The following is a 13,757-nucleotide window of genomic DNA, read 5'->3' as shown; positions in this document are numbered from 1 at the left end:
ACCCCCTACTTGGTGCGGTGCGCGAGCTGGTCTGCCAGAACGGCCAGCGCTTTGGCGGCCTCCGGTTCGATCGGCGCCGCGGCCAGTGCCGTCACGGCCTCGCGCACGCGTTCTTCGATCATTTCCTCGACCTCGGCCAGCGCGCCCGTGTCGCGCAGGATCTCCCGCACCTCCGCGGCGCGCTCCTCGGTCAGCTCCGGGTTGCCGTGCCAGCTCTTGAGATGGATGAGCTGGGCGGGTGAGGCACTCCGCACGGCATGCGCGAAGAGCACCGTGTGCTTGCCCTCGCGCAGGTCGTCGAGCGCCGACTTGCCGGTCTCCGGCTCAGAGCCGAACGTGCCGAGCACGTCGTCTCGGAGCTGGAACGCCTCGCCCAGCGGCAGGCCGAAGCGGGAGTACGACTCAAGCAGCTCCATCGAGGCCCCCGCCAGCGCGCCGCCGATCTGCAGCGGCCGCTCGACGGTGTATTTGGCGGTCTTGAACCGGATCACCGTAAGGGCCTCGGCCACGCTCGCGCCCGAGCGGAGCTGGGCGAGGATGTCGAGGTACTGGCCGCTGATGACCTCGGTGCGCATGGCGTCGAACACGTGGTGCGCGGCGCGCAGCCGATGAGGCTCCACCGCGCACGACGCCAGCATCGTGTCGGACCAGGCCAGGCTGAGCGTGCCGAGCAGGATGCCGCCCGCCTGCCCGAACGCCTCCGCGCCCGGTCCGCGGTGCAGCCCCGCCAGGCTCCTGTGCACGCTGGTCCGGCCGCGCCGCACCTCGCTGCCGTCCATGATGTCGTCATGGATGAGCAGGCCGGCGTGGCACAGCTCCAGGGCCGCGGCAGCGGTGATGATCTCCTCGCTGTCGCCGCCGCCGGCGCCGCGCCAGCCCCAGTAACACAGCTGCGGCCTGACGCGCTTGCCGCCGCAGAGGATGAAGTCGGCCAGCAGCCGGTACGCCGTCTTGACGTCGGGGTCGTCGACGGGGGCTCGCCAGATCTCGAGGAAGCCGGCCAGGCGCCGGTCCACGCGTGATCCGACGTTGTGCTGAGTGAAGCTCACCGGCATCCGCGCGGCTCCTTCGGTCAGACGCTCACTACCAATAGTTATTCATCCAATACGCAGCGTGTAAAGTGTCTTTTGTAGCTGGAGCCTTCTTTTGCCACAGCAGTCCCAACGGCAGGGCGTGTCGAGACGCGGGGCCGTGTGGGCATTCGCAGCCGGAGCCGTTTGATGCGCTATGTGGGGGTATGCCGCATTTGTGTGCCCCCTTCCGTAAGGAGACACCATGAAGGCAGTCACCTGGCACGGTAAGCGCGACGTCCGGGTCGAGGAGGTCCCCGACCCCGCCATCAAGGAGCCCAACGACGCGGTCATCAGGGTGACCAGCTCCGGCATCTGCGGCTCAGACCTGCACCTGTACGAGGTGCTCGGGCCGTTCATGGCCGAGGGCGACATCCTCGGGCACGAACCCATGGGCGTCGTCGAGGAGGTCGGCCCCGCGATCGACAACATCAAGCCGGGCGACCGCGTGGTCATCCCGTTCAACATCTCCTGCGGCCACTGCCACATGTGCTCCATGGAGCTCTACGCCCAGTGCGAGACCACCCAGGTGCGCGAGCAGGGCACGGGCGCCGCGCTGTTCGGCTACACCAAGCTCTACGGGCAGGTGCCCGGCGGGCAGGCTCAGTACCTGCGGGTGCCGGAGGCGCAGTTCGGCCCCATCAAGGTGCCCGAGGGCCCGCCGGACGAGCGGTTCCTGTACCTGTCCGACGTGCTGCCGACCGCCTGGCAGGCCGTCGCCTACGCGGACGTCCCCGAGGGCGGCAGCGTCACCGTCTTCGGCCTCGGCCCGATCGGCCAGATGTGTGCCCGCATCGCCGCTCACCTGGGATACCGGGTGATCGGCGTGGACGGCGTCACGCAGCGCCTCGAGATGGCCCGCCGCCACGGCATCGACGTCATCGACGCGAGCGAGGTCACCGACGTCCCCGAGGAGATCCGCCAGCGGACCTCCGGGCGCGGCACCGACTCGGTCATCGACGCGGTCGGCATGGAGGCCCACGGCTCGCCCGCCGCCAAGCTCGCCCAGACCCTCACCGGCATGCTGCCGGCCGGGGTCGCCGCGCCGCTCATGACCCACACGGGCATCGACCGGCTGGCCGCGCTCAACCAGGCCATCGACTCGGTACGGCGCGGCGGCGTCATCTCCGTCATCGGCGTCTACGGCGGCATGACGGATCCCATGCCCATGCTGCGCATGTTCGACAAGGGCATCACGATGCGCATGGGCCAGGCCCATGTCAGGCGGTGGACCAGCGTGCTGATGCCGCTGGTGACCGACGAGTCCGATCCGCTCGGCGTGATGGACCTGGCCACTCACCGGATGCCGCTGGAGCAGGCGCCCATGGCGTATGAGATGTTCCAGAAGAAGTCGGACGGAGCGGTCAAGATGCTCCTACAGCCATAACTTGGCAGGTCACGGGGATTTTCCGGCCCTAAGGGCGGGCAGCGCAGCTTCCATGAGAGTCGTTGTGGTGGGAGCAACCGGGAACGTCGGCACCAGCGTGGTGCGCGCGCTGGCCGCGGACGGCGGCGTGACCTCGATCGTCGGGGTCGCCCGCCGGTTGCCTGGGTGGCGGATCGACCGCACCGACTGGCGGCAGGCCGACATCGCGAGCGCGGACCTCACGCGGATCTTCGACGGGGCGGACGCGGTCGTGCACCTCGCGTGGTTGTTCCAGCCGACCAGGCACCCGTCCACGACCTGGCGGGCGAACGTGCTGGGCAGCATGCGCGTCTTCCGCGCCGTCGCGGAGGCGGGGGTGCCCTCGCTGATCCACGCCTCGTCCGTGGGAGCGTACTCGCCGGGGCCCAAGGACCGGCCGGTGGATGAGAGCTGGCCCACGCACGGCTGGCCGGGGGCCGCGTACGGGCGGGAGAAGGCGTACGTCGAGCGGGTGCTCGACGTCTTCGAGCACGATCACCCCGGCATCCGCGTGGTGCGGATGCGGCCCGGGTTCGTCTTCCAGCGGGTGGCGGCGACCGAGCAGCGCAGGCTGTTCGGCGGGCCGTTCGTGCCGCGGCGGCTGATCAGGGCGGGGCGCATCCCATTCGTACCGGACATCCCCGGCCTGCGGCTGCAGGTGCTGCACGCGGAGGACGCGGCGGAGGCGTACCGGCTGGCCGTCACCAAGCAGGTGCGGGGCGCGTTCAACATCGCCGCGGAGCCCGTGCTCGACCCGCCCGACCTGGCCAAGCTGCTCGACGCCCGCACGGTGCCGGTCTCGCCGGGCGTGGCCAGGGCGATCATGGCGGTGGGCTGGCACCTGAGGCTCATACCGGCCGCGCCCGGGCTGCTCGACCTGGTCCTGCGGATCCCGGTCATGAAGACCGACCGGGCCAGGGAGGTGCTGGGCTGGACGCCGCGGCACTCGTCGTGGGAGGCCATGCGGGAGCTGCTCGAGGGGCTGCACGACGGCGCCGGCATGGAAACCGCGCCGCTGGCTCCCGACGGCGGACCGGTCGAACGGGTGAAGGAACTCGTCACCGGTGTGGGCGGGCATTCGTAATTGAGGCCTGGGGTGTAAGTCCTCGGCTCCGGGGAACGGGAGACACAACGCGAGGTCCTGAAGCGCGGCCTGTGTGTCGGACGACACGGAGGAGTGCATGCGCACCCTGATGGCCCAGCCCTTCACCCTCCACGACGTCACGAGACTGCGTCGCACCGTGGCCGAGCTGGCCCGGAGTTGCGGGCTCAGCGGTCCCCGGCTCCACGACTTCGTGCTGGCCGTCCACGAGAGCGTGGTCAACGCCGTGGAGCACGCCGGTGGGCACGGGTACTTCAAGCTGTGGACGGTGAACGGCGTGATCCGGTCCGAGACGACCGATGGGGGCTCGGGCATCCCCGGCGCGTACGTGGACGCCGACCTCAAGCCTCCCGACCTGTCCCAGGAGGGCAGAGGGATCTTCCTCATCCGCCGCTTGTGCGACATGGCCGACTTCGACACCGGCCCCGGCGGCACCACCGTCCTGCTCACCATGCGGCTGCCACGAGCGCCCCATCACACCACCCATCGGGCCATGAAGCGGATCCGGGTGGACGCCGGCCACCACCCCTTCGGCCGCTTCACAGCCTGACACCTGCCCTGGCGTCCGGGCGCGTGGTGGGCGGGCGGCTGGCCTGGGCAACGGGCAGGTAGGCTCACAAAGGTGAGCGGCGAAACGCCTTCCCCCGGGATGATCCAGCCCGTCCGGCGCATCGGGCGGCGGGAGTTCGATTTCGCGCGCCAGGTCGCCATCATGGCCATCGTCAACAGGACGCCCAACTCCTTCCACGACCGGGGCAGCACGTTCGAGCTCGACAGCGCCGTCGCGGCCGCGTGCAAGGCCGTGGACGAAGGGGCCGACTGGGTCGACATCGGCGGGTTCGCCTTCAGCGCGGCCCAGGCCCAGATCGGCGCGGACGAGGAGATCGACCGGGTCGCGCCGGTGATCGCCGAAGTGCGGAAGGCCACCGACGCCGTCATCTCCGTCGACACCCACAGGCCCGACGTGGCGCGGGCCGCCGTCGAGGCGGGGGCCGACGTGATCAACGACACCAACGGCCTGCGCGAGCCCGGCATGGCGGAGTTCGCCGCCGAGTCCGGGGTCAGCGTGATCGTCACGCACAGCCTCGGCGGCCCCGGCAAGCGCGTCTTCCGGCCGAGCTACGCCGACGTCGTCTCCGAGGTGGCCGCGTTCCTGCGCGAGCGGGTCGCGTACGCGCTGAAGGCCGGCATCGCGGAAGACAAGATCATCATCGACCCCGGCCACGACCTCAACAAGAACACCTTCCACTCGCTCGAGATCACGCGCCGGCTCGACGAGATCACCTCGATCGGATATCCGACCCTGGTGGCCCTGTCCAACAAGGACTTCATCGGGGAGACGCTCGACCGCCCCCAGGGCGAGCGGAAGGAGGGCACGATCGCCGCCAACGTCTTCTCCATCGTCAAGGGCGCCCGCATCCTGCGGGTGCACGACGTGGCCGCCACGCTTGCCTCCGTACGCATGACCGAGGCCATGCTCGGCTGGCGTGGCCCGCTGATCCCGAGTCACAATCTGGCCTGAGGAGGTCAATTGACCGAGCGGAAACCACTGGGGATGCCGTTCGAGAGCTGGATCGACCGGCAGATTCGCCAGGCGGAGGAGCGCGGGGAGTTCGACAACCTGCCGGGGGCCGGAAAGCCTCTGCCGGACCGGCCGCACGACGACATGTGGTGGATCAAGCAGAAGGTCGAGAGTGAGGGGCTGTCGATGCCCCTGCCGCCCACGCTGGCGCTGCGCAAGGAGGCGGAGGAGGCGCTGGCCGAGGCTCGCGGCGCCAGGTCGGAGACCGAGGTGCGGCAGATCCTCGAGGACATCAACAAGAAGATCCGCCAGGCGATCAGGACGGGGTTGTCCGGTCCACCGCTCAACCTGATGCCGTTCGACGTGGACGAGATCGTGTCGGAGTGGCGCAGGGCCCAGAAATAGCAGGGCTCACAAATAGAAGGGGCCCCGAGATCGGGGCCCCTTCGACTGGCCGAGGGACCCGGGTCAGGCGGGCCCCTCCGAGAGACCCGGGTCAGGCGGGTCGCTCGGGCTTGAGTCCGGGGCCCGGATCAAGGTCCGGGCCCCTGCGGTGCCGGTTGCTAGTTGACTGGCGGGTACGCGTTCCTGAGCAGCTCCTGGAACTGCGCCGAGAACCACTGCCCGGACAGCGGCGCGTTGGGCAGCGCGCCCGACAGGTTGTTCTTGTTGAGGTTGTTGCCGTGGTACGTCGGGTCGCACATCCTGTCGAACTTCTTGCCCTCGTCGTTCGGGATGTCCGAGCTGGCGCCGTCCGACTCGCCCGGAGGCTTGATCCAGACGTAGGCGTCGAACCCGGACGCGGGGTTGGCGGTCGGCCGCGCGCCCAGGCCCGCGCCGCTCTGGTTGCACCAGTTGCCGGGGTGGATCCGGCGGTCGGTGCGCGACTGGTCGACGAACTGGTTCAGGTCCGTCGAGGTGCTCGGCCCGCTCGGGCGGGCGGTGCCGCCCCAGCCGTTGCGCGAGGTGTCGATCAGCATGCCGAGGCGCTGCTTGAAGCCCTTGGAGATGAGCGCGCTGCGCAGGGCGGTGGCGAAGGTCGACTCGTCCACGTAGTAGTTCCAGTCGACCCAGTTGGACTGCCGGACCGTGGTGCCGTTCACGGTCGAGTTGATCGTGAAGTACGGCTCGGTGGTCGCGGAGTAGTTCGCGGTGTTGACGATGAAGCCGTCCACGCTGTCCACACCGGCGGTGGCGCCGGCCACGGTGCTGTAGAAGATGTTCACCGACGGGTTGAAGTTCGAGTCCCAGCCGAGCCAGGCGTGGTGGGCGGCGTCGATGTAGGTGTAGACGTTGGTGATGGCGTGCAGCTTGTTCAGCGCGTAGCGGACGCCGTCGACGTAGGCACCGGACGAGTTGGCCTCGGCGCACTTGGCGAAGCTGAGGTTGGTGACCAGGTTGGGCAGCGAGTCGGGCTCGATGATCGTGACGATGCGCAGGTTCGCGTAGGCGGGGTCGCTCATGATCGCCGAGATCGGGTCGATGTACTCGGTCTTGTAGCGGTTGAGGCCGTTCTCGGCGACGAGCAACTCACCGTTGGAGGCCAGCGCCGAGCAGTCGCGGTTGGGCAGGTCGTAGATGACGAACTGCACGGTCAGCGGCGCGGAGCCGTTGGCGGCGTCCTGCCTGACGGCCTCGTCCAGGTGAGCGCGCAGGCCCATGGCGGAGGAGGAGCCGGCGATGGCCGCGATGCGGTCCAGCCACACGGCGGTGGAGGTGTTGGCCACCGCGGAGCCGCCGGGCTCGGCCTGGGCCTTGGCCTTCCAGTTGGGGTTGACGTAGCCGGTGGCGCCGGCGTACGGGTTCTCGACGTGGCCGCCGGGGGTGGTGCCGCCGTCGTTGTCGGCCTCGGTGGCGGTGACCGTCCTGGAGGTCAGGCCGGTGGAGGCGACGGTGATGGTACGGCTGCCGTTGGCCGTGTCGGAGTCCTCCGCGGCGGCCAGGGTGACCGTCTGCGGGGTGTTCCAGTTGGACGGCGTGAAGGTGAGGCTGCCGCCGCTGGAGACGGTGATGTTGGTGTCACCACTGCTCGCCGCTGTCGAGGTGACGGTCACGTTCGAGGCCGGCGCGGTGGCCAGGCGCACGGTGTACGTGGCGGTGGAGCCCTCCGGCACGGTCACCGAGGCCGGCGTGACGATGATCGACTGCTCCACCACGGCGTCGTCGTCCACCTCGGTGGCGTTGACCGTGGCCGGGGTGACGCCCGTGCCGCCGACGGTGAAGGCGGCCGTGCCCGCGGTGGTGTCGGAGTCCTGGGCCGCGGCCAGGGTGACCGTCTGGGCGGTGTTCCAGTTGGACGGGGTGAAGGTCAGCGAGCCGCCCGAGCTGACGGACAGGTCCGTGTCACCGGTGGTCCGCGTCGTGGTGACGGTCACGTTGGCGGACGGCGCCGAGGAGAGCTTGGCCGTGAACGTGGCCGTGCCGCCCTCGTTCACCGCGACCGAACTGGCCGAGGTGACCACCGACGGGGTCGTCGGGGTCCCACCGCCGCCGCAGGTGGTGCCGTTGACACTGAAGCTGGTCGGGTTCGGGTTGCTCCCCGTCCAGGTGCCGTTGAAGCCGATGGAGACCGAGCCGCCGGTGGACAGGCTGCCGTTGTACGACATGTTCGTGGCGGTCACGCGGGTGCCGGACTGGCTCCAGTTGGCCCCCCAGCCGGTGGGGGTGTACTTCTGACCCGTGGTCGGGAAGTCGAAGCCCAGATTCCACGACGTGATGGGGTCGCCGGTGTTCTTCAACGTGATGTTCGCGGTGAACCCGCCCTGGCCAGGGCTGCTCGTCCACGAGTTGGCAGAGTAGGTCACGTCGCAGGCGACCGCGGCGTTCGCGGCCGTGCTCTGGCCGACGACGAGCCCAAGGGCCGCGACACTCGCGGCGGTCGCGGTCACGGCCCATTTGCGAAGGCCGCGTTGGAGTCTCACGAGCGATCATCTCCAGTGTTAGAGGGCTGGGAGCGCTCCCATGGTCTGCCGCGGTCGCATTCGTGTACAGGGGTCGGCGTTCCAAAAGGTGTCCGCCGCCCCACATGCTCGTTGAATGCCCCGGAACCCGGATGAAACTTTCATCCCGGGCAGCCTGGTGAGAGGAAACACGGGGGTTACCGGACCGCCATTCCGTTGACATACGCGGGAGGGCACCCACAATCCCGTTTGGGAGCGCTCCCACTCCTCTACTCCCCATGGAGATCCCGTGAAGTACAGACCTCCTTCCCTCCTCACCCGCTTATCGAGGCGGCTCGCCGTGGCCACGACGCTCGTCCTCGTGGCGGGCGCGACCGCGGCCGTGGCGGCCAGTCCGGCACAGGCAGCCGTGGCGTGCGACGTGACGTATGTGGCCAACTCGTGGACGAGCAGTCCCGGCCAGGGCGGGTTCACCGCGAACATCACGTTGAAGAACACCGGCGATCCCATCACCTCTTGGAATCTGGGCTTCGACTTCCCGACCACGGGTCAGAAGTACACCCCCACCGGCTGGGGCGCCAACTGGAGCCAGTCCGGCACCCGCGTGACCGGAACCAACATGTCGTACAACGGCAGCCTGGGGACGGGCGCGTCCGTGTCCATCGGCTTCAACGGCACCTGGACGGGGAGCAACCCGAACCCGACCAGCTTCAGCGTCAACGGCACCACCTGCGGCGGCGCGGCCAACACGCCGCCCACCGTGTCGCTGACCTCGCCGACCGCAGGGCAGACGTTCAGCGCCCCGGCCACCGTGCCGATCGCGGCGAACGCCTCCGACACCGACGGCACGATCTCGAAGGTCGACTTCTACCAGGGCTCCACGCTGCTCGGCACCGACACCTCGGCGCCGTACAGCTACAGCTGGACGAACGTGGCGGCCGGCAGCTACTCGATCACCGCGAAGGCCACCGACAACGGCGGCGCGACCACCACCTCGTCGCCGGTCGGCATCACGGTCTCCCAGAACACGGGCCCCGCGCTCGTGGTGAGCCCGACGACCCTGTCCGTGCCCGAGGCGGGGACCGCGAGCTTCGGGGTGAAGCTGTCGCAGGCGCCCTCGGCCAACGTGACCGTCACCACGGCGCGCGCCAGCGGCGACACCGACCTCACGGTCTCCGGCGGCGCCAGCCTGACCTTCACGCCGTCCAACTGGAACACCGCCCAGAACGTCACGCTGGCGGCGGCCAACGACTCCGACACGACCGCCGGCTCGGGCGTGTTCAGGGTGAGCGCCACCGGCTACACGGCGGTGGACGTGACCGCCACCGAGGCGGACGACGACGTCGGCGGCGACAACACGTACGTCCAGCGCTTCGTCGAGATGTACAACGAGATCCACGACCCGGCCAACGGCTACTTCTCGCCCGAGGGCGTTCCCTACCACTCGATCGAGACGTTCATGGTCGAGGCGCCGGACCAGGGGCACGAGACCACGTCCGAGGCCTACAGCTACTACCTGTGGCTGGAGGCGGCGTACGGGCAGGTCACCGGCGACTGGTCGAAGTTCAACAACGCGTGGGCCTCGATGGAGAAGTACATCATCCCGGCCACGGCCGACCAGCCGACGAACTCCTTCTACACGCCGTCCAAGCCGGCCACGTACGCGCCGGAGTCGAACACGATCAGCAGCTATCCGTCGGCGCTCGACAGCGGCGTGTCCGTAGGCCAGGACCCGATCGCGGGCGAGCTGCAGAGCGCGTATGGCACCCGTGACATCTACGGCATGCACTGGCTGCTCGACGTCGACAACACCTACGGCTTCGGCCACTGCGGCGACGGCACCACGAAGCCCGCCTACATCAACACCTACCAGCGCGGTCCCGAGGAGTCGGTCTTCGAGACCATCCCGCAGCCGTCCTGCGACACGTTCAAGCACGGCGGCCCCAACGGCTACCTGGACCTGTTCGTGAAGGACAGCTCCTACGCCAAGCAGTGGAAGTACACCAACGCCCCCGACGCCGACGCGCGCGCCGTGCAGGCCGCGTACTGGGCGGAGACGTGGGCCAAGGCCCAGGGCAAGGACTCGCAGATCTCCGCGTCGGTCTCCAAGGCCGCGAAGATGGGTGACTACCTGCGCTACGCGATGTACGACAAGTACTTCAAGAAGCCCGGCTGCACGAGCACCTCGTGCGCGGCCGGCACCGGCAAGGACGCCTCCAACTACCTGCTGAGCTGGTACTACGCCTGGGGCGGCGCGACCGACACCAGCGCCGGCTGGGCGTGGCGCATCGGCTCGAGCCACAACCACTCCGGCTACCAGAACCCGCTCGCGGCCTGGGCGCTGGCGAACGTGGCCGAGCTGAAGCCCAAGGGCAGCACCGCGGTGACCGACTGGAGCACCAGCCTCACCCGGCAGCTGCAGTTCTACGGCTGGCTGCAGTCGGCCGAGGGCGCCATCGCCGGTGGCGCGACCAACAGCTGGGAAGGCCACTACGCGGCGCCGCCGGCCGGCCTGCCCAAGTTCCACGGCCTGACCTACGACTGGCAGCCCGTCTACCACGACCCGCCGTCGAACCAGTGGTTCGGCTTCCAGGCGTGGACCATGGAGCGGGTCGCCGAGCTGTACTACGCCTCGGGCAACGCCGATGCGAAGGCGCTGCTCGACAAGTGGGTCACCTGGGCGATGGCCAACACCACGATCAACGCGGACGGCTCGTACCAGATCCCGTCCACGCTGAAGTGGACCGGTCAGCCCGTGGGCGACTTCACCGCCACCTCCGGGATGCCCCCGGCCAACCCCGGCCTGCACGTGACGATCGCCGACTACACGAATGACGTGGGTGTGGCGGGCGCGTACGCCAAGGCGCTCATGTACTACGCGGCCAAGGCGAACAACACGGCGGCCAAGAACATGGCCAAGTCGCTGCTCGACGGCGTGTGGAAGTACCGCGACGCCAAGGGCGTGTCGGTCCCCGAGACCAAGACCGACTACAAGCGCATCGCCGACCCGGTCTACGTGCCGTCCGGCTGGAGCGGCAAGATGCCCAACGGCGACGCCATCAACTCCAGCTCGACGTTCATCTCGATCAGGTCCTTCTACAAGAACGACCCCGACTGGGCGAAGGTCAACGCCTACATCAACGGCACCGGCCCCGCGCCCGTCTTCAACTATCACCGGTTCTGGGCGCAGGTGGACGTCGCCGTCGCCCTGGCCGAGTACGGACGGCTCTTCCCGTGAGAAAGGCACTGATCGCCGTGGCGTCGCTGGTCCTGCCCCTGTGTTTCACAGGGGCGGGGCCGGCGGCCCACGCCGCCGCACCGGCCTTCGCCTACGGCGAGGCGCTGCAGAAAGCGCTGTGGTTCTACGAGGCCCAGCAGTCCGGCGACCTGCCGAGCTGGAACCGCGTCTCCTGGCGCGGGGACTCCGGCATGAACGACGGCAAGGACGTGGGCGTGGATCTCACAGGCGGCTGGTACGACGCGGGCGACCACGTCAAGTTCGGCCTCCCGATGGCGTTCTCCACCACGATGCTGGCCTGGGGCGCGGTCGAGTACCGCGACGCCTACTCCTCTTCCGGCCAGCTCACGCACCTGCTCAACAACCTCAAGTACGTCAACGACTACTTCGTCAAGGCCCACCCGTCGCCGAACGTGCTCTACGGGCAGGTCGGCAACGGCGGCACGGACCACGCCTGGTGGGGCCCGGCCGAGGCCATGCAGATGTCGCGGCCGGCGTACAAGATCGACGCGTCGTGCGGCGGGTCCGACCTGGCGGGTGAGACAGCGGCCGCGATGGCGGCCTCGTCGATGGTCTTCCGCCCGACAAATCCGACTTATGCTGACACGCTGCTGACGCACGCCAAGCAGCTGTACTCCTTCGCCGACACCGTCAGGAAGAAGTACAGCGACTGCATCACCGACGCCCAGGGCTACTACAACTCGTGGAGCGGCTACAACGACGAGCTGGTCTGGGGCGCGATCTGGCTCTACCGGGCCACGAACGACGCCTCCTACCTGGCCAAGGCCGAGACCGGCTACGACAGCCTGGGCAGCGAGCCACAGACCACCACCAAGTCGTACAAGTGGACGATCGCGTGGGACGACAAGTCCTACGGCGCGTACGTGCTGCTGTACAAGCTGACCGGCAAGCAGAAGTACCTGGACGACGCCAACCGCTGGCTCGACTGGTGGACGGTCGGCGTGAACGGCTCCAAGGTGGCGTACTCGCCGGGCGGCGAGGCCGTGCTGGACCGGTGGGGCTCGCTGCGGTACGCGGCCAACACCTCGTTCGCGGCGCTCGTACACAGCGACACCATCACCGACGCCACGCGTAAGGCCCGCTACCACGACTTCGCGGTACGGCAGATCAACTACGCGCTCGGCGACAACCCGCGCAACTCCTCATACATGATTGGGTTCGGCAACAACCCGCCGAAGAACCCCCATCACCGCACGGCGCACGGCTCGTGGACCGACCAGATCACCAATCCCGAGCAGACCCGCCACACCCTGTACGGCGCGCTCGTCGGCGGACCGCCCGACGCGAACGACGCCTACACCGACAAGCGCGACGACTACGTCATGAACGAGGTCGCCACCGACTACAACGCCGGCTTCACCAGCGCGCTGGTCAGGCTCTACAAGGAGTACGGCGGCGCCCCTGCGACCGGCTTCCCGGCGCAGGAGACCCCGGACGGGCCCGAGCTCTTCGTCGAGGCGGGCGTGAACGCCTCGGGGAGCAACTTCACCGAGATCAAGGCCATCGTCCGCAACCAGTCGGCCTGGCCCGCCAGGGTCCTGTCCGACGGCTCCTTCCGCTACTACTTCACGCTCGACGGCACGACGACCGCCTCGCAGATCACCGTGTCGTCCGCCTACACGCAGTGCAAGGCGCCCACGCTGAACCAGGCGAGCGGTACCACGTACTACGTGAACATCGACTGCTCCGGCCAGGTCATCGCGCCGGCGGGACAGTCGCAGCACCGCAGAGAGGTGCAGTTCAGGATCACCAGTTCGGGCACGTGGGACCCGGCCAACGACTGGTCGTACCGGAACATCCCCACCACGCCCGGCGCGACGCCGGTGCGGACCGGGAACATCACTCTCTACAGCGGCGCGACCAAGATCTGGGGTGAGCCCCCGGGTCCGGAGGAACAGGACACGACAGCGCCCAGCAAGCCGGGCAAGCCCGAGGCATCCGGGATCACGGGCTCGACCGCCAAGCTGAGCTGGACCGCCTCCACGGACAACGTGGGCGTGAGCGGCTACGACGTCTACCTGGGGTCCACAAAGGTAGGCACGGCCACGAGCGCGTCCTTCGACCTGAGCGGGCTCACCCCTGCCACGGCCTACACCGCCCACGTGGTGGCGCGGGACGCGGCGGGCAACACCTCGGCGCCGTCCGACAGCGCCTCGTTCACCACCACGAACACGACGCCGCCGCCCACGGGCGGATGCGCGGCGACGTACAAGGTGACGAGCTCGTGGAGCGGCGCCTTCCAGGCCGAGGTGACGGTGAAGAACAACGGCGCGGCCGCGACCACCGGCTGGACGGTCACCTGGACGTCGGCGAACCAGATCACCCAGCTCTGGGGCGGCAAGCACACCCAGTCGGGCTCCGCCGTCACCGTCAAGAACGAGGCCTACAACGGCGCACTCGCTCCTGGCGCCGGCACGACGTTCGGCTTCATCGCCAACGGCACATCCACCGTCCCCGACCCGATCACCTGCACTCCCGCCTGAGTGAAGACCCCGCCCC

At 69.0% G+C, this 13,757-nt stretch carries 9 protein-coding genes; 7 read left to right on the top strand and 2 right to left on the bottom strand.

Annotation, left to right across the window (positions count from 1 at the left end; translation table 11 throughout):
• Window positions 1-5 precede the first annotated feature (5 nt).
• A complete protein-coding gene (locus ACQPWU_RS58425; RefSeq protein ID WP_433435693.1) occupies window positions 6-1,055 on the bottom strand; it encodes a polyprenyl synthetase family protein in 1,050 nt (349 codons plus the stop codon).
• A gap of 220 nt (window positions 1,056-1,275) precedes the next feature.
• Here ACQPWU_RS58425 and ACQPWU_RS58420 point away from each other — a divergent pair, with 220 nt between their 5' ends.
• From ACQPWU_RS58420 to ACQPWU_RS58400, 5 genes are all read left to right on the top strand, one after another.
• Complete coding sequence (locus ACQPWU_RS58420; protein ID WP_433435692.1) at window positions 1,276-2,457, top strand: zinc-dependent alcohol dehydrogenase; 1,182 nt, start codon at window positions 1,276-1,278, stop codon at window positions 2,455-2,457.
• Between the two features lie 52 nt (window positions 2,458-2,509).
• Window positions 2,510-3,559, top strand: coding sequence for an NAD-dependent epimerase/dehydratase family protein (locus tag ACQPWU_RS58415; RefSeq protein ID WP_433435691.1), 1,050 nt, complete (start codon window positions 2,510-2,512; stop codon window positions 3,557-3,559).
• Window positions 3,560-3,656: 97 nt separating this feature from the next.
• Window positions 3,657-4,127 carry an ATP-binding protein gene (locus ACQPWU_RS58410; RefSeq protein ID WP_433435690.1) on the top strand — a complete coding sequence of 157 codons (471 nt, stop codon included), beginning with the start codon at window positions 3,657-3,659 and terminating at the stop codon, window positions 4,125-4,127.
• Window positions 4,128-4,199: 72 nt separating this feature from the next.
• Window positions 4,200-5,099, top strand: coding sequence for a dihydropteroate synthase (gene folP / locus ACQPWU_RS58405; protein WP_433435689.1), 900 nt, complete (start codon window positions 4,200-4,202; stop codon window positions 5,097-5,099).
• 9 nt (window positions 5,100-5,108) lie between these two features.
• Entirely contained in the window at window positions 5,109-5,504 is a 396-nt protein-coding gene (locus tag ACQPWU_RS58400) for a DUF1992 domain-containing protein (protein WP_433435688.1), read from the top strand.
• Window positions 5,505-5,662: 158 nt separating this feature from the next.
• On the opposite strand, the gene ACQPWU_RS58395 is transcribed toward ACQPWU_RS58400, so the two are convergent.
• Entirely contained in the window at window positions 5,663-8,020 is a 2,358-nt protein-coding gene (locus ACQPWU_RS58395; RefSeq protein WP_433435687.1) for a glycoside hydrolase family 6 protein, read from the bottom strand.
• Between the two features lie 268 nt (window positions 8,021-8,288).
• Between ACQPWU_RS58395 and ACQPWU_RS58390 the strand changes: the two genes are divergently transcribed.
• Together ACQPWU_RS58390 and ACQPWU_RS58385 are read left to right on the top strand one after the other, a co-directional pair.
• Window positions 8,289-11,237 carry a glycoside hydrolase family 48 protein gene (locus tag ACQPWU_RS58390; protein ID WP_433435686.1) on the top strand — a complete coding sequence of 983 codons (2,949 nt, stop codon included), beginning with the start codon at window positions 8,289-8,291 and terminating at the stop codon, window positions 11,235-11,237.
• Window positions 11,180-13,741 (top strand): glycoside hydrolase family 9 protein, encoded by a 2,562-nt coding sequence (locus ACQPWU_RS58385; protein ID WP_433445559.1) that lies wholly within the window; start codon window positions 11,180-11,182, stop codon window positions 13,739-13,741. Before ACQPWU_RS58390 ends, ACQPWU_RS58385 begins: the two co-directional genes overlap by 58 nt.
• The last annotated feature ends 16 nt before the right edge of the window (window positions 13,742-13,757 follow it).

The sequence above is a fragment of the Nonomuraea sp. CA-141351 genome (assembly GCF_050944675.1).
GTDB lineage: Bacteria > Actinomycetota > Actinomycetes > Streptosporangiales > Streptosporangiaceae > Nonomuraea.
This window is presented reverse-complemented; position numbering and strand designations above follow the sequence as displayed.

Coding starts and splice junctions, on each gene's coding strand:
- ACQPWU_RS58410 (WP_433435690.1), top strand. CDS start 3,657: ATGCGCACCCTGATGGCCCAGCCCTTCACCCTCCACGACGTCACGAGA.
- ACQPWU_RS58420 (WP_433435692.1), top strand. CDS start 1,276: ATGAAGGCAGTCACCTGGCACGGTAAGCGCGACGTCCGGGTCGAGGAG.
- ACQPWU_RS58425 (WP_433435693.1), bottom strand. CDS start 1,055: ATGCCGGTGAGCTTCACTCAGCACAACGTCGGATCACGCGTGGACCGG.
- ACQPWU_RS58415 (WP_433435691.1), top strand. CDS start 2,510: ATGAGAGTCGTTGTGGTGGGAGCAACCGGGAACGTCGGCACCAGCGTG.